The organism is Thermogutta sp. (assembly GCF_039793925.1).
In the GTDB taxonomy this organism is placed as follows: Bacteria; Planctomycetota; Planctomycetia; order Pirellulales; family Thermoguttaceae; genus Thermogutta.
On sequence record NZ_JBAMME010000269.1, the window covers coordinates 1 to 20,423 of the forward strand.

Consider the following 20,423-nt stretch of genomic DNA (forward strand, 5'->3'; position numbering starts at 1 on the left):
TGTATGCTTTCTTGGCTTTTTCTCTCCACTCTCGCGCGAAGGCATACGCCTTATTGATTTCGTCAGTCCCACTCCGTAAGGCTGCTCACGACTAGTTTGGGTCTAAAGTGAAATGAGGCCGGTGATCATCACCGGCCTCGTTCATTTCGTGCCCCTGGTGTCCGTTGTCTGAACTCTGGTCTAACCTCGGCCAATCACGAGCCCTTGACGCCAGTCTAGTTACCGTTCCGCAGCGTTCCAACGATGAGCGACACATTGTGGCCGCCGAACCCAAAGCTGTTGGACATTGCCGCGCTAATCTTTCGTTCCCGAGCAACGTTGGGTGTGTAGTCCAAATCGCACTCCGGATCCGGCGTTTCGTAGTTGATCGTGGGAGGGATGACGCCACGACAGACGGCTAGAACAGAAATGACCAACTCTACACCACCGCTGGCGCCCAGCAAATGCCCTAGCTGGCTCTTGGTGCTCGACACGCTGACGCGTTTGGCATAATCGCCAAACACAGCTTTGATCGCCACCGTTTCTGCGCGGTCGCCCAGTGGCGTACTTGTTCCATGGGCGTTGATGTAGCCGATGTCCTCCGGATTCAGACCTGCATTTTTGAGGGCATCGGCCATCGCGCGGGCTGCCCCAGTTCCGTTATCATCCGGCTGGGTGATATGGCCGGCATCGGAGCTCACCCCATAGCCCAGGAGCTCGGCCAAAATCGGAGCTCCTCGTTTGCGGGCATGCTCAAGCTCCTCCAGAACGACGATGCCTGCTCCCTCACTCAGCACAAACCCGTCCCGATCACGATCGAACGGGCGACTGGCTTTCTCGGGGGCATCGTTGCGTTCAGAAAGGGCCTTCATAGCGCTAAAGCCGGCAATTCCCAGCGGGGTCACAGCTGCCTCCGTGCCTCCCGTGATAGCAACGTCAACACGTCCGTCCTGGATCTCCTTAGCGGCTTCTACCACCGCGCTGGACGCGCTCGCGCAGGCGGTGACGACACCGTAGCTCGGCCCTTTGATGCCAAACTGGATCGACACGCAACCGCTTGCCGCATTCAGCATCATTTTTGGGATCGTGAATGCCGACACACGCTCCGGCCCCTTTTCAAGGAGCCGGCGGTGCTGCATTTCAATCTCTCCAAGCCCTCCAACCCCGGAACCGATGATCGCCGCACAGCGGTAGGGGTCTTCGCGAGAAAAATCGATCCCAGCTTGACGAACGGCATCCGTTGCCGCCACAAGCGCGTACTGGGCAAATCGGTCGATCCTCTTCGCCTCTTTCGGGTCAAGGTATCCGACGGGATTCCAGTCCTGAATTTCTCCGCCAAATTTGACGCGAAAGATGGACGTGTCGAACCCCCGGATCAACCGAATGCCGCTTTCACCCCGACAGAGCCGATCAAACAGGTCGTCCACCTGGCAGCTCAGTGGGGTAACAACACCCATTCCCGTTATGACGACCCGTCTCTTCATGCATTCTCGTCCGCAGTTGCCGTGCTGCCTTCTCCTTCCACCGCCGCCTTAATGTGGTCGATGGCCTGGCCGACAGTCTGGATCTCCGAAGCGACCTCTTCGGGAATGGAGATATCAAACTCGTCTTCCAAAGCCATGACGAGCTCTGCCAAATCCAGCGAATCAGCGCCCAGATCGTTGACGAAATGGGACGATCGGGTGATTTTCTCTTTATCGGTCGCCAAACTTTCAGCCACAATATTGATGACACGTTCTTCAATCGAGGCCACGGCGGTCATCCTCCTCTGTTACGCGAATTCTCTCGTTAAGAGCGCTTTCGGCAGCAGTGTCCTACACACCGCTACACGGACGCACCCACCAAAACTGACGCTTTACCTGGGCTACGCAATCCTATTACGTTACCGATTTCCCTCAGCGATGTCCATATCGACTACGCCGACGTATCAGAAGAACTCGGACAATCTTTCCCCATCCTTTGGCAGATGGGACCAACTCTCGCCTTATATGTACGTCGACCCCCTTATCCTGTCCTGCTTTTTAACAGCCGCCGAAATCCGGCAGCTCCCCGACCGCGAGAACAGGTTTTTTGCGTTCCCGCCCATCACTCCCCCGGACTATTCCGCCAATCCCCCGTCCACACGAATGACGGTCCCCGTGATAAACGCCGCCGAATCGCTGGCCAGAAACAACGCGAGATCCGCCACGTCCTGGGGATCGCCGAGCCTCCCGAGCGGGGTCCGCTTCTTGATCTCTTCTAGAGCTTGATCCCCAAGCGCGCGCGCCATCTCCGTAGCGATGAACCCTGGTGCGATAGCGTTCACAGTGACCTGTCGAGATGCTAACTCTTTCGCCACTGTCCTTGTAAAACCGATGACTCCTGCCTTCGACGCCGAGTAGTTGGCCTGACCGGGATTGCCCATCAATCCAGAAATACTGGCGATATTGATGACTCGTGCACCACCCGCCCGAATGAGATACCGAGCCGCCGCCCGAGTGAATAAGAACGTACCTCGCAAGTTGACCGCGATGACGGCGTCCCATTGTTCGTCTTTCATGCGGAGCAATAAACCATCACGCGTAATCCCTGCGTTGTTGACCAGAATGTGGAGCCCCCCGAATTTCTGCACAATTTCCTCAACTGTGGCGTTAACCTGGTTGCTGTCAGTTACGTCACAGACGAACGCTTCAGCCTGGCTCTTTCCCAAACTGCGAATCGTATCGGCAGTCTCCTGCGCCGCTTCAAGATTCACATCGACACAAGCGACGTTCGCGCCAGCATGCCCCAGGGTAACGGCAATGGCTCTGCCGATGCCGCGCCCCGCACCTGTGACACATGCCACCTTTCCCGACAAATCGACTTGAATCCTTCGCGTTTGAACGTCGCTCATACCTTATTCCCATGCCAGTTGGCTTGATGACAATCGCGGTGCTTCTGCACCGGTAGCCAATGACCTCTTCACTGCTGCGCCGGATGCCCGAGCCGCCTACACTTCAACATTTTGGCATGTGGCATTTCGGTCAATTCGGCGCAAAAGCCCGCGGAGGACTCGCCCCGGCCCCACCTCGTAGAAAGTATCAAATCCCTCGGCGAGAAGGTAGCGCATGGAGTCCTCCCACAGCACGGGCTGAACTACCTGGCGAATAAGCAATGCCCGAATCTCGTCGGGATCGTCGTGCGGGCGTGCGTCGACGTTGGAAATCACCGGTATTCTCGGCCGACGGAGGGTGATTCGCTCGAGTGCATCGGCGAGACGTTCATCCGCCGGCCGCATGATAGGGGTATGGAACGCCCCCGCCACTGCGAGCGGCACCGCCTTAATGGCCCCGAATTGGGGTGCCAGTTCCGCCGCCCGCTCGCATGCCTTCAACATTCCGGAAACGACAATGTTACCCGGACACAGCAAATTGGCGATCTGCAAAACTTCACCTTGCCGCGCCACCTGACAAAGTCGCTCCACCTCGGATCTTTCCAGCCCCAGAATACTCACCATGCCGCCGGGAGTCGCGTCGGACGCCTCTTGCATGGCCTCCCCACGCTTCTGCACAAGCCACACACCATCCTCAAAATCAATGACCCCGGCGAACACCAGGGCTGTATATTCTCCGAGGCTCAAGCCAGCTGTCGCTTCGCACGAGAGCGCGATCTCAGGCGACTCAGCACGCAACGATTCCAGAGCCGCCAAGCTCGTGACGAATATGGCCGGCTGGCTGACGACCGTCGAGTCGAGATCCTCAGCGGGCCCTTCGAAACAGAGCTTGGCAAGGTCGTAGCCAAGGATTTGGCTTGCACGATCGTAAAGTTGCCTCGCTGCCGGGAGGGTTTCATACAACCGTCGACCCATCCCTACGAATTGCGCGCCCTGACCTGGAAACAAAAATGCAATTCTGCTCAAGGTCGCCTCACTCGACTTCGTCAGGACTTGCCTTTACGCGCCTCTCGCTGTTTTTTCAGCCGTTCGAGTTCGTCCATGTCTGTCAGCGTCCGTCCCATGTAATACCCGCACCGCGGGCACATCACGTGCGACGGAACTGGAGCATTGCACTGAGGGCAATAAGTGGGCGGCGGGACGATCAAATGATCGTGCGCTCGTCGCGATCCTGTACGTGCGTTACTCTGTCGTCTTTTTGGGACAGCCATCTCGACGTTCCAGTCTTCAAAAAGAAACCCTTTTCCAACCCGCAGGCAACACCCAGGTGACCAGCGGAGTCGAGAAATTTATTTGCCTTTATGAGGTACCGTACAACCGAGGGGAAACATACCGGCCGAAACTGGTGACCGTTGATCTCCTGGATCCGGCATTCGTCAGGCGTCGCCCAGTGAGGGTTCCCCTCGCATCGCCACCTGCACGCGGCTGGACTGTCAGCGCGTGAAATTCGTATGTTACGGCATTCCTATAGCGACGTCAACGTGGGGGAGCAAGTGACTCATTCCTACTTCTTTTCTGGCGATGGGCATGGGAACGATTGCAGGGGTTCGCGTAAAAGGGAAATTCAACCCGCAGGCACGTGCTTCACACGTCTGCTTGCCAACCTTGGCGTCCGCACCGTGTTTTCGCGGGCACGACAAGCGTGCCCCTTTGAACGATTTTTCGGAAAGACCTGCTTGTTAAGTCACCTTCCAACGTTTGGGTGGTCCATCTCACCGACCGGCCTCCAACTACTCGGTTTAGTTGTGGGTTAAAGGGTGGGGGCGATTCATGGATTACCCTTACAAGAGATTGTGCCCGTGATCTGTGAAAGGTTATTGGAAAAAGGGAGAGGGGGCAGGCGACCTGGCGATGGGCTCGTCCATGCAGCATTCGGGCGCTAGCGGGTGTCCGCTTTTTTGGACACAATAAGGTAATAGGTCAATAGATACGCTGTGCCGTCAAAAACCTACCAAGCGAATGTGTTGAAACTTTACCCGGTTGTTTGCGGATTCAGCCGTGGTCCCGAGCCAACGGTGATTAATGAAACAGCGATTAACGAGGTGTGGTGATGGCGAACCACATGAAGCGCCCCAGGTTTGCCAAGCGACTGTTGGCTTTCTCGGCAATTGTGGTCGTTTGCGCTGCGCTGGAAACACCATTTGTAGCCGAGGAACCCCCTGCCATCAACCCGTTTGGCCCGAGAGTGACAGAGCGCGAAGATGCGATCCCCGGTTATATCGAGCTCTCCAACGGCGAGATCATCGTGGGCAAAATCTACATGACTCGCGACAAGCGGCTAAAGATTTACGACTCGCAGTTACAGCGGCAACGCGAGATTCCTCTCAATCGGGTGAGACAGATTGACTGTCTCGTAGTCAGCGAAAAGATGGAAAAGGAATGGCGGTTCAAAGAGACCACATCCGATGTCAAGGAATACACCGGTCGGACGTATCCCCTGCGCGAATATGTGCATCGCGTGACCCTGACCGATGGGAGAACCATCGAAGGGCCGCTCTCCGAAGTGATTTACCTTGAACCGGATCCGGGAGCGGCGGCAAAGACGGGAGACTATCGGCCTGAAGCGGAGCCCATGCGGTATATCCTTTACAAGACACACAGAGGATCGGTAGGCCAGGACTTGAAATCACTTGTCTACGTCAAAGCCATTCGACTGGGTGAAGAGGCCTACCAAGAGGGCATGAAAAAAACCGGAGGCAAAGGGCTGTCGGGGGCTAGGACCAGGGGGCGGTAGTCGGCAGAGTATCCCACTCGATTTCATGATTTCATCGGTAGCAACGAGCGTCCTGACGCAGCCGCAAAGGCAATCTCGAAACGATATTCGGAACATTGAGAAGAGTTGGTCTTAACGAGTGATTGATATCTCCCTTGCCAACGGTGCAAGTTTCTACACAATGGGCCTGGTGCTCATTGTGGCGGCGGGTCTCGTCATCTTTTTTTACTGGCGCAAATTTGGCGATTTGAAAAGGGGGCGATGGCAAACTCTGGTTATTCTCAGGCTTATCGCGATTACCATCGTCATCCTATTGCTCTTCAGGCCGGTTGTCCATTTTTACCGGGAGGAGACGCGCAAACCAGTCCTCGTGTTTTTGCTCGACAGATCGGCTTCAATGAAAATCAGTGACGATGTCAGCGGCGTACCCCGGTTCATCCAGGCTCGGGAAAAAATCGTGCAATGGGCAGAAAAACTGCGTGATAACTTTCAGCTTGTTGTGATCCCTTTTGCCGAACGAGCAGGTGAAATATTGACTGTGGCCCAGTTGGGCCAGCTTTCCCCAGATGGCGAGGCCACATCATTATCTCGTGCGTTGGTGGCGGCGGCGAGGGCCGCTCCACGCAACGAAATAGAAGCTATCTTTCTCCTCTCAGACGGAATACACAATTCAGCCCGTAAACCTCAGGAAGTCTCGTCCCGGTTGAGGATCCCCGTCTATGCGATTGGAGTAGGCGCGAGTTTGCGGGACAGTGCCTCATATAGAGACATTCAGATTGTCGGACTTGATTGCCCAGAGCGGCTGATGCTCAATAATCTGGCTCGGATCCGAGCCTCCGTTGAAGCGGTGGGACTGCTCGGACGTGTGGTCAAGGTTGGTTTCTACGAAGACGACAAACTGATCGAAGAGAAGGAACTCGTCCTCGATGATCAACCAGGAGCTCAGGAAGTGATCTTCGAATACCGTCCCACCGTGAAGGGGCGACACACTTATACAGTTAAAATCCCGCCTGTCAGTGAGGAAAAAATCGCTGAGAATAACCAACGATCGGCGTCGGCCCTTGTCATCGAAGCGCAGATTCGTGTCCTCTATCTGGAAGGAACTCTCCGCGCGGAGTATGGGGCCATTGTGGATCGGTTTTTATCTAAAGACCCGAATATTGAGTTTTATGCGATGGTACAGGTTCGCAAAAATGTGTTTGTCAAGCGCACGAATATCGAAGGACTGAATCTCTCCGAAATTCCTTCCGACGAAAACACTGTCAACCAGTTTGACGTCTTTTTGATCGGCGATCTGGACAGCAGCTACCTGTCCCCAGAGCAGCAACAGGCAATCGTCAAGCGGGTGCGGGAGGGTGCGGGATTGATTATGCTTGGTGGCTATCACAGCCTCGGCCCAGGCGGTTATGGGAGCGTCCCTATCGGTGAAATCCTGCCCGTGGAAGTTGGTGGACGTGACATGGGACAGGTGACAGACCCGTTTCTGCCGGAGCTGACGCCCGACGGCCGTCAACATCCCATTCTAGCCAACATAGCGAGGTTTTTCCCTTCTTCGTCAAAAGCTCCAGAGGATTCCTCCCTCCCGCCGTTGGACGGATGCACCCGGGTGGGGAACGCCAGGCCGGGCGCCACAGTGCTGGCGGTGTGCCCGGTCACTCCGGAGCGCATGCCAGTTCTGGCGGTGATGCCCGTTGACAAGGGAAGGTCTGTTGTCTTTACAGGAGACACTACCCGAAAATGGCAGCAGGTGCCACGCGTTCTGGATCAGGAGTCACCATTTCTGCAATTCTGGGGTCAGCTTATCCGTTGGGCGGCCGGCCGATTTGAACAGGTGGAGTCGCGGGCTTCCCTTGTCGCCAGTACGGACAAAGCTTCTTACGAGCCGGACGAAGTGATTCAGATCAACGCCATTGTCCGTGATGAAAGAGGAGAAGGCACCGATAAAGCCAAGGTTGTGGCGACGATCCGTGCCAAGTCGGGGGCGTCCGATAAAGTGACTCTGGTTAGCCGCCCGGGGCCGGGAGGGCATTACAGCGCTTCCTACGAACCCCGCTTCAGTGGACCTGTGGAGATAGAAGTCGAAGCCGAACTGGGTGACCAAAAGCTCACAGCAGAAAACATCGTCGTAGAAGTAGGCCGACCGTATCTGGAGTTTGAAAAACTCGACCTCGATGAAAAAACTCTGGCAGCCATCGCCAGCGATACGGCAGGTCGGTATGCCCATATATCGGCCGCTGACTATCTTGTCGATCAGCTCAATAAAGAGCAGCGAAAAAAGAATGTTTATGTAGAGCAACCTTTATTCTGGCCACCTCTATTCTGGGCGATATTCGTTGCCATCCTTACCGTGGAATGGATTCTCCGCAGGAGGTTCCAACTCCGATGAGCCCGCAGATCGCCTACCGATATGTGGAACCGTCTGCACTGGCGAGGGTCAAAAACCTGCAGCTAGTGGCACGGGGAGTGGTGGAAGGTTTCATCAGTGGGCTCCACGCGAGCCCATATAAAGGCTTCAGCGTAGAATTTGCGGAACATCGCGAATACGTGCCGGGTGACGATCCCAGACATCTCGATTACAGGATGTTTGCCAGAACGGAGCGTCTGTATGTCAAGCAGTACGAAGAAGAAACCAATATGCGCGTCCAGATACTGCTTGACGCAAGCGGCTCAATGAATTATCGGCACGACGCGCAAATAACCAAACTCGAATATGGCTGTTATCTCACGGCGATTCTCTCCTACATGATGGTCCGACAGCAGGATTCCGTGGGGCTGACCGTATTTGATGAAGATATTCGTCTGGACATGCCGGCAAGGAGTTCGCCTCAGCATTTTAATGAGATGATGTACCAGTTGGAAAACCTGACGCCCGGTAAAAAGACCGGCCTCGCCGAGGTGCTTCACAAGCTGGCAAACCGGTTTAAAAGACGTTGTCTCATTATATTAATCAGTGATCTTTATGATGATGAAGACAAGGTCATCCGCGCGCTTCATCATTTTCGTCATCGCAAGCATGAGGTGATCCTTTTCCACGTCTTTGACAAGGCAGAAATCGACTTTCCATTTGACGACCTGGTACTTTTCCAGGATCTGGAGACCGACGAACGTCTGCAGGTTGACCCTCTTTATGTGCGTGAGGAATATCAAAAACTTCTTGCAGAGTTCATAAGTCGATATCGGCAGGCGTGTTTGGAAAGCGCAGTCGAGTATGTTATGACGGATACTTCGATTCCATATGATTTTATGCTCTCTCGATATTTGACCAAGCGGAACCAACTATGACCTTCGGTGCGGCGGCGTTCTTATTAGCGGCCTTGGCGGCGATTATTCCGCCAATCCTGCATATGATCAATCGGCAGCGTGCCAAGCAACTGCCTTTCAGCACCCTGCGCTTTTTAAAAGTCAGTGTACAAAAGACGCGGCGACGGCGCCAGATCAGAGATATTTTCCTCATGCTACTGCGGATGGCAGTCCTCATTCTCATCGCAATTGGACTGGCCCGTCCCACGCTCAGTAAAGTCCGATCGCTTTTCGGCGGTTCTGAGGCGGCCGTGGCCATTGTCCTGGATAATTCAGCGAGCATGGGGTGGATCGACGAAGGACGACCGCGATTTGAACTGGCCGTTGCAGCAGCCAACCAAATATTGGGGGAACTTCAGGCAGGCGATGAAGTTGCATTGTGGGCGACCTGCGGGCAGTCTTACCCTGAACTTGGCAAATTCGATCGGCAGCATGATAAGGTGCGTCAGCTCTTGGCCCAAATCGCGCAGCAAGGGCCAACGTTCGAGCGGGGGTCGCTCATGCCCCTGATAATCCAGGCTCGTGAGCAGCTCGCCCAATCCCAGGCTCCCCAGCGTTATCTGTTCGTTATCACGGATAATCAAAGTGTGGCATGGGAGGGATTGGAAGAAAATCGTAGTCCGGCGAGCAGAGACACTACACCCCCCGAGAACGGCAGGGAGGATCGTCGCTTGCGCGATATCCCGATTGTCGTCGTGGACTGCCAGCGGACCCCGCGTCCCAACGTGGCGGTCCGAAAGGCGACTGTTCAATCGGTCCTCCCCGTGGCCGGCGTGCCCATGAAGGTCGTGCTAGAGCTGTTCAACGCGTCATCCGTCCCGCGGCACCGGGTTGCCGAAGTCTACGTGGATGGTATTAAAGTGGGGACAACGCCCGAATTGACAATTCCGCCGGAGGGTGCCGTCCCGGCCGAAGTCGTTTTCACTTTGGATCGCGGAGGCATTCACCAGGGTGAGGTGCGACTTGTTGGAGAGGACGGAGCACGCTTCGATGACCGGCGCTTTTTCACAATCGAGATTGAAGCTGCCATTCCCGTCGCCGTCGTTATCAATGAACGCCGAGAGATCGCCTATCTCAACGATTCCTTCTATTTGGAAAAAGCGCTTGAGCCCATCGAAGGTCAAAACTGGGCTATTAAAACGAGCCTACTCACGTCAAACGAACTCACGACGGAACCTCTTTCAAAGTATCGGATCATTTACTTGGTCAATTTGCACTCTCTTGAAGCACCAGTTGTTGAAAAGTTGGCGACATTCGTGCAAAATGGCGGTCGCCTCGTGTGGGTCGCTGGCGAGGAAGTAGATCCCACGACGTACAATGGCATGAATGAGATGGCCAAAGGCGGTCTACTCCCAGTCCCATTAGACTCCGTAAGATCGGCTGAGATTGAAGAAGGCCGAGATAGCTGGCGCGTGAACTGGCTCGACGTTCAGCATCCAGCCATCAGCGGATTTGCCGAGCCCCCCGCACTCTATCAGTCAATCCTTGTCTATAAATATGTCAGGCTCAAAGCCGACGAAACGGACGGTGCACGAGTGTTACTCCGGCTGGACGGAGATGGGGACCCGCTGCTGGTTGAAAAACAGGTGGGCCAAGGAATAGTACTATTTCTCGGAACAAGCGTGCACGTGGAATGGACGAATTTCCCACTCAGACCGATTTTTGCTCCGCTCATGGCAAGACTTGCGTTCTATCTGGCGGGTGGGGAGGCCACGCAGTCCGCCGGTCTCGCTGGACAGCCGCTGGTCATACCGTTTTTGGGGCAAATCCCTCCGGGAGTGATCGAAGTTACACCGCCAAGCGGCTCGCTCATGCGATTTAATGTCGAGCCGCAAAGTAAAGAATTTCGGTACACGGATACTCATCAAGTTGGCGTCTATCAATTCCGGCTTCTCGCTTCTGTTCGACCGGTACAGAAAGTCTTTGCCGTCAATGTGGATCCCGATGAAACTGATCCCACAAAGATCGAAAATACTACCATTGAAGAAGCATTTTCCGGATTTCCCCTGGTTTTTGCTGAAAATCCTGAGGATCTATCCCAAACATTCGATTTTCTGCGACACGGAAAGAGTTTGGCCGAATTTTTCTTGACTCTCGTATTGCTCGGCCTCGTGTTTGAGACCTTTATTTCCAATTGGTTCAGTCCCCGGGATGAAGAAAAACGTCCGCGACCGCTGGAGAGCTACAGGCCGACGCGACGCCTCGCCCCGCAACTCGGCTGAAACGACCAGGTCTTCGAGGAAACCTCTAATCGCGAAAAACCAAATCGCAACGGCCGTCGAGGGTTCAACCCTTTGCCAGCCACGCAGGCGGAGAACGTCCGGATTAGCACCAGTTCACACGCGCGGTTTTACTCAAGTCTCGAGTAAAGGGCACTCGCCCAAGGCGGCATCACTTGGCGGCATTCCGGATTTCCGGCGGCAATGTGAGAATCAATTCCGCCAGTTTGCGACGGGCTTCTTCATAATCTTCTGGGTTATCCGACCACTCGAACCAACTAGGAGTAAGGGACAAAACGAGACGTTGAGCATCATCGGCCCGGTCGCCGCGGCGCAGCATCTCCAAATACTCATAATCCTCGATAGAGTCCCGCAGCGCCTTCAGCCGCAAGGAGGGTACAATACCCTCATAGCCGCATGGTCTGGCGGGATAGACAAGCGTTCCTTCCCCATTGAACGTCAACGGTCGATCGGCCGGGCCCGGCCGGTACGTGTTAGCGTCCGTCCAGGGGTCCTCCACCTGGTCCCAGTAACTCATTCCACCCCAGTAAAGCAGTCCTGTGATTCCGAATCGCCATGAAATCCAGGACGGCACGCGATAGTGGAGGAGTGGATAGTCGATATGCCACCAGGGCGATATTCTCTTTCCCTGACACAGGGCCGTGTACGCCCACATGATCTCACCGAGTGCCTGCCGCTGTTTCGCGGTGGGTTCATCGTAGAGCGGAAAGAGGGAGCACCAGATATCGACAGCACCATAGAGGTCGCCCCATGCCGGGTTCTGAGTCACGGTCTGTTCTACGACAAGGACCTTCACTTTCGTTTGTGCTGCTCGAATTGATTTGCCCCAGTGACGGACAAACTCGTACGCCTCCGGATCGTTGGGTTCGTCTTTCAGATAGATGTAGAAGATCACGTGAGGACGTGCGATCTCTGCAATGGCTTTGTCCCATGCTGCCAGCCACGCATGCAGGTCGTCAGGCGACTGCCCAGGATCTGTTACTCTCCCCACCGGCGAGGGGATCTGAATCGCGTTGACGTGATAACGATCGATCCAGCTGCGGAGCTTCGCGATACTCTCCTGAGGTAACGTGTAGCCTGAGTCGTCCCGCCGCAGGACCAACCAGTCCGATGGTGGGTAGGCATTGATCCGATGTTCACTGACTAGAGCAGCGCATTGCTTGTCCACCTCTTCCCAATTTTCAGGGGGTGACTCCTTCCCTGATGTCGCACGTTTAACGTAGTACGAACGCATCCGCTGCGACGGCGAGCCGAATGCTGTGACCAGGGACGGTGTACTGGGAAGAGTGAAGTCCCAGACTTCCAGCGTCACAGGAATTTCCGATGCGCTGACTGCATTTCCCCGCACCGTGATTCTCCCCGCGTATTTCCCAGGCGGCGTTTCAGGAGGAACAAAAATGTCTATGTAGAATCCGTGGGTTTCTTCAGCCGGTAAATCGAATGGCAAAGCCTGGTACTTCCCGTGAAGGGAAACCTCCGTTATGGGATTCCGAGTTGGAATAAGTGGATCGGGATACCAGCCCGGACGAAAGGCCTCATTTCGATATGTCCCGTGAACAATATGAATTTGATGCTCGCGATAAACTCGGAAATTAGACGGGCTAATCGTGGCGTTTTGCGGTCCTTTTAAAGCAGTGGTATCGATCTGGATCTGCGGAACTGGCTGGGAACTCCGAAAGAAAATCTGGAAACCAACCCATTCGTTTCTGGCCGCTGCTACCTCAATCGCCTGCATAGCAGGCCGAGGGGGCATGTCCTCACGGCAGAAGCGTCGCGTCGCTGTTTCCACCCAAACGGTCACTTCTGCCACGACGGGTTTCCACATCCCAATCCACACCAAGCTGCTCAAGATCAACATGCAGGTTGGCCAGCGGTTGACGACGAAGGAACAAACACGGCGTGTGTGCATGGCATACCTCCCCGAGAGATAGCTACCCAGCGAAGCTCCTCGGCACCGTTCTTTTCAACTGCGGCGCGATTGCTTCACAGTATTACCCACCAATGCCATTCGTGCCCAAAAGATTGTTGGCTTCTCAAAATATGCCGTGGCGTGTGACGTTTCCGGCCGGCCCCTATTATCTCGGAAAGGAAGTGGCAAAGGTACTGGGAAGAAGGCTGAGCCATCCCATTTTTGCAAGAACAGGTGAGAGGCCAAAGGCCTAATGTAAAGTGTTGTCGGGGCAATTCATGAATTGGCCCTACGGTTTCGCAGGAACTATGCTAACTAGACGGAACTCGGACAGGGAGACGGACTCCCCAACGTCAAAATGCGGATGTTCCAAGCAGGTCTCCCCAGGCTGAGGTCCAATCCTACGTGCACGTCGGCGAGGTCCATATTCCTTCCTCGCGGCAGAGAAAAAGGGGATGACTCAAGGAGAAAATGTGGATCCCTTTTGGCGGCCGGACTGCTCACGTCTGTGAAGCTGGCAGAGAAAAAGGCCCGGTCTGTTCGGTTTCGCTCCGCGTTGCGACACGGAAGTCTGCTTGAAAATTGACTTTTCGGTTTGACGGCGTTAGCTAGAATTCCTTAAAGGAACCATCCGAACGGACAAATCTCTTTTACTTTCTCCGTCGGGAAGTTGCGCAATGGCCCAAAACACGGCTCCCCAGTTTACAAAGCGATTTTCAGACTATTCTTGGAAGGATATCCAGCACAGTCCGCTCATGCTCTACTATGAAGTCACCCAGGCGTGCGACCTGGTGTGCAAGCACTGTCGAGCGTCGGCACAGCCGTCGGCGCATCCTGAGGAACTTTCTCCCGAGGAAGCGCGGGCACTCATCCAGGAAGCCTCACTATTTCCTAAAAAACCGAACATCGTCTTCACCGGCGGTGACCCGCTCAAGCGTGCCGACATTTTCGACCTGATTGCCTATGCCAAAGAATGCGGTCTCAATGTCGCATTGACACCGTCGGCGACTCCGCTGGCCACCGCCAGTGCTCTCAAACGAGCAAAAGATGCGGGAGCCACGGCGCTTGGGGTGAGCCTGGATGGCGCCGACGCGGTAACGCACGATGCCTTTCGCGGCTGGCAGGGTAGTTTCGACCGCACGATGGAGATTCTGGCGATTGGCCGAGAGCTGGGCTTCTATCTCCAAGTCAACACCACGATTACCCGGCGGAATGTGAAGCAGGTGGAGGCGATGGCCGAACTGCTGAATGACCAGGGAATCCATATGTGGTCGGTGTTCTTCTTGGTTCCCGTCGGCCGTGGCGTGTTTGAACAGCGGATTGCACCAGAGGAATACGAACAGGTGTTCAAAATACTGTGGGAACAGGCTCAAACTCGGCCGTACGCAATCAAGACCACGGAGGCACCCCATTACCGCCGATTCGTGCTGGAAGAGCTGCGACGCCTGCCGGAGGAGAAGGTTTCTCCGAAGGCGGTTCAACTGGCCAAACGGCTCACGCTAGGTGTCGGTGATGGGAAAGGAATCATGTTTGTGGGGCATACGGGTGAGATTTACCCGGCCGGTTTCCTGCCCATCCAGTGTGGCCGGTTCCCCAAAGACTCGATCGTCAAGACATATCAGGAGCACGAGGTCTTTCTCGCTCTCCGAAATCCGAATCTGTTGGGGGGAAAGTGTGGTGTTTGTCGATACCGCTACGTCTGTGGCGGCAGCCGTGCTCGATCTTATGCAGTCACAGGAGACTATCTGGCTCCTGAGCCGGACTGCGTGTTTTTCTCCGAAACGGACGTTCCTTTCCAGCCTCACTGAACGGACTCTAGTACCTGACCACCAGCGGTTTTCGGCCGTTAAGTTCGGCCCGGGAATGGGCCGCCCGGAGAGCAAACCCCTGGGGCGAGGCGTCTCCTCCGTCTGCGCTCGATGTTATCCGCGACCGGGCAGGCTTTTTCGGGAAAAAATGCCGAAAAACTGTAAAACCAGAGAAAGTTAGCCGATGCTTTTGGACAAGACGATCAGACGTTGCCCCTGAAAAGCCGTTTTTTTGCGGATTTTCCCGGGCTCCCATCTTGAAATCCCGGAAAAATTCGGTCTAATCATGACAAACGTGGCTGGAGCCCGCAGTTGCGGGGCGTAGGACGGACGTGGTTTGCATTGTGTGTCACATGGTTTAGGAGGTACGTGGCGTATGGCAAAGGACACCGCAGCGAAGAAGCCCCTTACCAAAACACAGCTCGTGAAGGCCCTGGCAGAGGCGACCGGCCTCAAAAAAGGGGACGTGGAGGCGGTATTGAGCGCCCTGACGGAGGAAGTGAAAAAAGCCTTGAGCCCTCGTGGACCTGGAGCGTTCGTCCTCCCAGGGTTGCTGAAGATCAAGAGAGCGAAAACGAAGCCAACCCCTGCTCGCCAAATGCCTAAGCCTGGTAAGCCGGACGAGATCATCACGATCCCCGCGAAGCCGGCCCGGAACGTGGTTCGTATTCGGGCATTGAAACAACTCAAAGAGATGGTCTGATTCGAGTTTTGCCTGCTCGGTCAGCTTCGGAAGCTTTTACCGAGTATCGGCAGCGGGAAGATTTGTCGCCTTTCGACAGGCGGCCGAATGGCTTTTTCACCTCACCGCTCGCCGGAAGTTTCGAGACGTTTCCGGCAGTAGCGTTCACCGCCAGAGATGCGGGTTATTTCGTGGTTAGCCGCATGAGGTGCTAGTTGCCGACTTTGCCAAGTCAGAAAAATCAGCGCCGCTAACGGCGCGATCGCTTCGCTATGGGCTGCATCCACGTGGCAGGGTGACGTTTTCTGCCCCTGCTACGTTTTTCTTTTCTTACACACACTGCTTCCACTTTAGCCGATCGCCGGTGAGCCATTCGCGATGGATAGGTCCCATGACTTGTCTGCCTTCGCCGGCGATTTTTATACCTCTTTCCGTTCCAGTGACGCGAGCATTTCTTGTAGAAGTTCGATCGGCAGTCCTACTACATTGCTTTCACTTCCTTCAAGGATTTTCAGCCATCCTAGCCGGTCCTGATAGCCGAAGGCCCCTGCTTTGCCCTCCCACAGGCCGGTATCCAGATATTCTTGAATCGCGTCATCCGGGATGAAATCCATCACCAGGCGGGTACAGGCAACGCGGATATCGGGAGAACGATCGGGGTAATCCCAGAGACACACTCCCGTGAAGACACGATGCTCGTTGCCCCGCAACAGACGTAAAATCTCCCGAGCATGGTCCACGTCCCGAGGTTTGCCGACAAGTTGCCCGCGACATTCGACCACGGTATCGCAGGCGAGAATCAAACCGCGGCCCACTTTCTCAGCAACATTCCGGGCCTTTTGAAATGCCATCCTCGCTGCAAATTGAGCCGGATTCTCTCCGCTGCAGATACCACATTCAGCGGAGTCGTCAGGCGGGACAACGCGGAAGGGAATACGTAATTGCTCGAGAAGTTCCCTCCTCCGTGGAGATTGACTTGCCAGTACAAGTTCTCGGCAATGGCGACCAGCCATAGAGTATCGTGAGCCCTTTCGTACTCAGCCAGGAATTTTCCAAATTGCACTGCTCAGCGTCAGGCGAGTGCGTTCCCAATGCGTCTATCCGGTCATTATACTTGGTGGAGAACCCCTGCTTTGCTATGGAGGTACGGCGGCAGACTGGGTTGCCCAAAACGAAATCCTGCGCCAGAATGAGCATGGACAATTTTGGGGATCCGAACGTAGACATTGATGGGAGGCTTGTTGATGTACCGACGTGTCCTGCTGTGGGCGGGTTGCTTAACGTTCGTCGCTAATTCGTTGCTCGGTGCCTCGGCCGCACAAGAGCGCCCGGAACGGCCAAACCTTGTTGTTATCAATATCGACGACTTGGGTTACGCGGATATCGGACCGTTCGGCTCGGAAATTAATCGCACCCCGAATCTTGACCGAATGGCCGCCGAGGGTCGTAAACTTACTTCGTTTTACGCAGCACCGGTGTGTTCTCCATCCCGTGCCGCTTTGATGACAGGAAGCTACGCGAAGCGTGCTCTGCCTATTCCTCATGTGCTATTTCCAGCCGACCCTGTAGGTTTGGCTCCGGAGGAGGTAACTCTTGCGGAAATCCTTAAAACCGCAGGTTATCGGACATGTTTGATCGGCAAGTGGCATCTCGGGGATCAACCGGAATTTCTGCCACTCCAGCAAGGCTTCGATGAATACTTCGGGCTTCCGTACTCCAATGACATGGGGCCTGCAGAAGATGGCGTGAAAAGTAGTCTTGGCCAGCCACTTCCCAAGCCGCGCCCTGGCCAAAAAGGACAACCTCCCCTGCCGCTCATGCGCAACAACACGGTGATCAAGCGTGTGCTACCTGACGATCAACAAGCCCTGGTAGAGATGTACACCCGGGAGGCGGTGAGATTTATTCGCGACAATCAAAACCAACCCTTTTTCCTGTATCTTGCCCACAACGCCGTGCATTTTCCGATTTACCCCGGAAAGAGCTGGGCAGGGCGTTCACCACATGGCATTTACTCCGACTGGGTTGAGGAAGTGGACTGGAGTGTGGGGCAGGTGCTCGACACACTTCGGGAAACTGGCTTGGATCGAAAAACGCTCGTTCTCTTCGTAAGTGATAACGGCGGCACGCAAAGAGCAGTCAATCGCCCCCTGCGGGGATTCAAAGGGAGCACGTGGGAGGGTGGGATTCGGGTTCCGGCAATTGTCTGGTGGCCAGGCCAAATCCCGCCGGGAACGAGCACGGACGTGATCGTCGGAATGTTCGATGTTCTGCCCACATTCGCATACCTGGCCGGTGCTCCACTTCCCAAAGACCGCAAATTGGACGGAATGAACATCTGGCCCCATTTGACTGGTGAGGCAGATGGTCAACCGGCGCATGAGACTTTCTTCTATTTCCGGGGACTGGTCCTGGAAGGCGTTCGTCACGGCGATTGGAAGTTGCGGATCGCTTCGGACACAAAAGGCAAGCCCGAACTTTATAACTTACGAGAGGACATCGGCGAGTCCCGCAATGTGGCTGCCGAGTATCCCGAAATTGTCGCCCGGCTGGAAAAGCTGATGGCGGAAATGGATCAGGACCTTGGCCGCGATGGAATGGGGCCCGGTTGCCGTCCGTTGGGTCGGGTAAGCAATCCTCGTCCTCTTATCGACTATGACGGGACAATTCGACCGGGATTTGAGCCGAAGTGAATGGCCTCGCTGGCACAAGCCGCACGCAGTAGCGTTTCTGAAAAACGACCATCGAGCCCCTGCCTCAGGATCGAGCGGTTTTTCCGCAGGCACAAAAGGCTTGCTCGTTTCCCGTTTGGAGGTCAATCTCGGAAAAACTTTTTGGTGGGCACTCCTGCAATTTACTTTTACTCTGTGATTTCGTTGGGGAGATGGCATCCATTGGAATGGTCCAATCTAAAATATTGCATAATACATCGTGAAAGCACGAGTCAGGTTGCGACTCTACCCATCCCTTGCCAGTTGCAAAGGAAGTGACCCTTGGGTGACGCGTCACTCATCGAAATAACTACGGTTGTCGCACTTGGTGGATTGGGGCAATGGCTTGCGTGGCGATTGCGTATTCCGGCCATCGTTTTGCTTCTTGGTCTGGGAACCCTCGCCGGTCCGGTCTTTGGGTTCCTGCACCCCGACGAAGTCTTCGGTGAACTCATTCGGCCGTTTATCGCTCTCTCCGTTGGATTGATTCTGTTCGACGGAGGGCTCAACCTGCGATTCCGCGAGTTGCGGGGAATTGGTGGGGTCTTTGGTCGTTTGATGACGATTGGCGTGGCCATCACGTGGGGACTGCTTGCCCTCGCCGGGCGATTTGTTCTCGGGTTAACCTGGCCGGTGGCGGCGCTCCTGGCGTGCATCCTAACCGTTACTGGTCCTACTGTGATCGGGCCTATCCTGCGACATCTGCGTTTGCGCGGTAGAGTAGCGTCACTCCTCAAGTGGGAGGGTATACTCATTGACCCCCTGGGCGCAATCCTGGCGGTTCTTGTTTTCGCAGCTCTCGAACAACAAAGCCTCAATGCAGGGGCTTGGGAAATCGGGAGCCGACTACTTCAGACTGTGCTCGCAGGATGCGGTGTAGGCATAGCCATGGGTCTCGTGATGGTGGCAGCCTTTGCCAGATTTTGGATTCCAGACTTTTTGACAAACCCAATTTCCCTCATGCTCACGCTGGTCGCGTTTGTCCTCGCCAACAGTCTGCGTCACGAGTCCGGACTTCTCGCAGTGACTATCATGGGGATGGTGGTGGCTAATCAACATAAGTTCGCCATCCGCCAACTCCTGGAGTTCAAGGAAGCGCTTACGGTTGTACTGATATCTATCTTGTTCGTCGTTTTGGCGGCGCGAATCCGATGGGAGTATCTTCGAGGACTGGGATGGGAAAGCATTGTCTTTTTATTGCTGCTCATCTTTGTCATCCGGCCTGTAGCCGTGTTCGTGTCCACCTGGGGAAAAACACTCGGCTGCAATGAGCGAATCTTTCTGGCTGGGATGGCACCGCGCGGCGTTGTAGCCATGGCAGTCGCTTCGGTAGCTGCACTGGCTCTTTCCGAGGGCCAGTATGAAGGGGCAGAAAAGCTTGTACCCGTTACCTTGCTGGTCGTTTTTGGAACAGCCGCTGTGTATGGGCTGTCAGCCGCGCCTCTGGCTCGCTTTCTCAATTTGATTCAGGAGAATCCCCAGGGCATCCTGTTTGTTGGGGCAAGTCACTGGGTACGTGAACTTGCGGTATTGCTTCAACGGGAAGGTTGCCCGGTCGTGCTGGTGGACTCCAACAGGCAGAATATTACGGCTGCACGCCTGGCCGGGCTGCCCGCCATTCATGGCGATGCCCTCTCCGAAAGTACCCGCGAGAATATCGACTACATGGGGCTCGGGCGGATGCTGGCCGTTACATCCAACAACGAAGTCAATTCGCTGGCTTGCATGATTTATGCGGAAGATTTCGGCAGGCAGGAAGTCTACCAACTCCCCTGGCTACCGCCAAAGGAAAAGTCTCGCGACCCCGTATCGCCCGATCGCAGGGGACGACTCCTTTTCGGAAAAGATCTGAGCTATTCCAAAATTATTGAAATTTTTTACCAGGGTGCGCGGTTTAAGAGCACAAAAATCACTAAAGAATTCGACTTCGTGAAGTACAAAGAGATGTACGGCGAGAAAGCCTATCCACTGTTCGTCCTGCGAGCCGGAGGCACCGTTGTTGTGATCACAGACGCTCCCCTGCCTGATATCCGTCCCGGCGACACCGTGATTGCCCTCGTCCGCCCGGGGGAAGGCGAGCCTTCGAATCAGTCGGCGGGCGCTGCCGCCTCAACCAGCCCAAAATTCTAGCAGGGCTAAACAGATGGGGTAACCGCCTCATCTAATCGTG

Annotated in this window: 15 protein-coding genes; 8 read left to right on the top strand and 7 right to left on the bottom strand. The window is 55.1% G+C overall.

Features of this window, described 5'->3' with window-relative positions; genetic code table 11:
• Positions 1-215: 215 nt before the first annotated feature.
• The 5 genes from fabF to rpmF form a co-directional block, all read right to left on the bottom strand.
• The gene (fabF, locus tag ABJK56_RS13410) at positions 216-1,463 is read right to left on the bottom strand and encodes a beta-ketoacyl-ACP synthase II (protein ID WP_347245176.1); all 1,248 of its coding nucleotides are present in this window, start codon (positions 1,461-1,463) and stop codon (positions 216-218) included.
• Positions 1,460-1,732 carry an acyl carrier protein gene (gene acpP, locus ABJK56_RS13415; protein ID WP_297029850.1) on the bottom strand — a complete coding sequence of 91 codons (273 nt, stop codon included), beginning with the start codon at positions 1,730-1,732 and terminating at the stop codon, positions 1,460-1,462. Before acpP ends, fabF begins: the two co-directional genes overlap by 4 nt.
• A gap of 345 nt (positions 1,733-2,077) precedes the next feature.
• Positions 2,078-2,851: a 3-oxoacyl-[acyl-carrier-protein] reductase gene (fabG, locus tag ABJK56_RS13420; RefSeq protein ID WP_347245177.1), complete on the bottom strand. Its 774-nt coding sequence runs from the start codon at positions 2,849-2,851 to the stop codon at positions 2,078-2,080.
• A gap of 96 nt (positions 2,852-2,947) precedes the next feature.
• A complete protein-coding gene (gene fabD, locus ABJK56_RS13425; RefSeq protein ID WP_347245178.1) occupies positions 2,948-3,856 on the bottom strand; it encodes an ACP S-malonyltransferase in 909 nt (302 codons plus the stop codon).
• A gap of 20 nt (positions 3,857-3,876) precedes the next feature.
• On the bottom strand, positions 3,877-4,101 hold the full coding sequence (rpmF, locus tag ABJK56_RS13430) for a 50S ribosomal protein L32 (RefSeq protein ID WP_347245179.1): 225 nt from the start codon (positions 4,099-4,101) through the stop codon (positions 3,877-3,879).
• Positions 4,102-4,940: 839 nt separating this feature from the next.
• Here rpmF and ABJK56_RS13435 point away from each other — a divergent pair.
• The 4 genes from ABJK56_RS13435 to ABJK56_RS13450 all read left to right on the top strand — a co-directional run bounded on the left by ABJK56_RS13435 (position 4,941) and on the right by ABJK56_RS13450 (position 11,125).
• Positions 4,941-5,624: a hypothetical protein gene (locus ABJK56_RS13435; RefSeq protein ID WP_347245180.1), complete on the top strand. Its 684-nt coding sequence runs from the start codon at positions 4,941-4,943 to the stop codon at positions 5,622-5,624.
• A 118-nt stretch (positions 5,625-5,742) separates the two neighbouring features.
• Positions 5,743-7,989: a glutamine amidotransferase gene (locus tag ABJK56_RS13440; protein WP_347245181.1), complete on the top strand. Its 2,247-nt coding sequence runs from the start codon at positions 5,743-5,745 to the stop codon at positions 7,987-7,989.
• A complete protein-coding gene (locus ABJK56_RS13445; protein WP_347245182.1) occupies positions 7,986-8,885 on the top strand; it encodes a DUF58 domain-containing protein in 900 nt (299 codons plus the stop codon). Before ABJK56_RS13440 ends, ABJK56_RS13445 begins: the two co-directional genes overlap by 4 nt.
• Positions 8,882-11,125 carry a BatA domain-containing protein gene (locus ABJK56_RS13450; protein WP_347245183.1) on the top strand — a complete coding sequence of 748 codons (2,244 nt, stop codon included), beginning with the start codon at positions 8,882-8,884 and terminating at the stop codon, positions 11,123-11,125. The genes ABJK56_RS13445 and ABJK56_RS13450 overlap by 4 nt, the downstream gene beginning before the upstream one ends.
• 169 nt (positions 11,126-11,294) lie before the next feature.
• Here the strand turns inward: ABJK56_RS13450 and ABJK56_RS13455 are convergent, their stop codons facing one another.
• Positions 11,295-13,052: a glycoside hydrolase domain-containing protein gene (locus ABJK56_RS13455; protein WP_347245184.1), complete on the bottom strand. Its 1,758-nt coding sequence runs from the start codon at positions 13,050-13,052 to the stop codon at positions 11,295-11,297.
• Between the two features lie 677 nt (positions 13,053-13,729).
• On the opposite strand from ABJK56_RS13455, the gene ABJK56_RS13460 reads away from it, so the two are divergent.
• Positions 13,730-14,860: a TIGR04053 family radical SAM/SPASM domain-containing protein gene (locus ABJK56_RS13460; RefSeq protein WP_347245185.1), complete on the top strand. Its 1,131-nt coding sequence runs from the start codon at positions 13,730-13,732 to the stop codon at positions 14,858-14,860.
• 376 nt (positions 14,861-15,236) lie between these two features.
• Positions 15,237-15,563 carry an HU family DNA-binding protein gene (locus tag ABJK56_RS13465; RefSeq protein ID WP_347245186.1) on the top strand — a complete coding sequence of 109 codons (327 nt, stop codon included), beginning with the start codon at positions 15,237-15,239 and terminating at the stop codon, positions 15,561-15,563.
• 398 nt (positions 15,564-15,961) lie between these two features.
• Here the strand turns inward: ABJK56_RS13465 and ABJK56_RS13470 are convergent, their stop codons facing one another.
• A complete protein-coding gene (locus ABJK56_RS13470; RefSeq protein ID WP_347245187.1) occupies positions 15,962-16,555 on the bottom strand; it encodes a nucleoside triphosphate pyrophosphatase in 594 nt (197 codons plus the stop codon).
• 231 nt (positions 16,556-16,786) lie between these two features.
• On the opposite strand from ABJK56_RS13470, the gene ABJK56_RS13475 reads away from it, so the two are divergent.
• Positions 16,787-18,235 (top strand): sulfatase, encoded by a 1,449-nt coding sequence (locus tag ABJK56_RS13475; protein ID WP_347245188.1) that lies wholly within the window; start codon positions 16,787-16,789, stop codon positions 18,233-18,235.
• A 300-nt stretch (positions 18,236-18,535) separates the two neighbouring features.
• Entirely contained in the window at positions 18,536-20,383 is a 1,848-nt protein-coding gene (locus tag ABJK56_RS13480; protein WP_347245189.1) for a cation:proton antiporter, read from the top strand.
• Positions 20,384-20,423 lie beyond the last annotated feature (40 nt).

Excerpts from the sequence above, each read along its gene's own strand:
- fabF (WP_347245176.1), bottom strand. The coding sequence starts at position 1,463 with ATGAAGAGACGGGTCGTCATAACGGGAATGGGTGTTGTTACCCCACTG.
- fabG (WP_347245177.1), bottom strand. The coding sequence starts at position 2,851 with ATGAGCGACGTTCAAACGCGAAGGATTCAAGTCGATTTGTCGGGAAAG.
- rpmF (WP_347245179.1), bottom strand. The coding sequence starts at position 4,101 with ATGGCTGTCCCAAAAAGACGACAGAGTAACGCACGTACAGGATCGCGA.
- ABJK56_RS13435 (WP_347245180.1), top strand. The coding sequence starts at position 4,941 with ATGGCGAACCACATGAAGCGCCCCAGGTTTGCCAAGCGACTGTTGGCT.
- ABJK56_RS13445 (WP_347245182.1), top strand. The coding sequence starts at position 7,986 with ATGAGCCCGCAGATCGCCTACCGATATGTGGAACCGTCTGCACTGGCG.
- ABJK56_RS13450 (WP_347245183.1), top strand. The coding sequence starts at position 8,882 with ATGACCTTCGGTGCGGCGGCGTTCTTATTAGCGGCCTTGGCGGCGATT.
- ABJK56_RS13455 (WP_347245184.1), bottom strand. The coding sequence starts at position 13,052 with ATGCACACACGCCGTGTTTGTTCCTTCGTCGTCAACCGCTGGCCAACC.
- ABJK56_RS13460 (WP_347245185.1), top strand. The coding sequence starts at position 13,730 with ATGGCCCAAAACACGGCTCCCCAGTTTACAAAGCGATTTTCAGACTAT.
- ABJK56_RS13465 (WP_347245186.1), top strand. The coding sequence starts at position 15,237 with ATGGCAAAGGACACCGCAGCGAAGAAGCCCCTTACCAAAACACAGCTC.
- ABJK56_RS13470 (WP_347245187.1), bottom strand. The coding sequence starts at position 16,555 with ATGGCTGGTCGCCATTGCCGAGAACTTGTACTGGCAAGTCAATCTCCA.
- ABJK56_RS13475 (WP_347245188.1), top strand. The coding sequence starts at position 16,787 with ATGTACCGACGTGTCCTGCTGTGGGCGGGTTGCTTAACGTTCGTCGCT.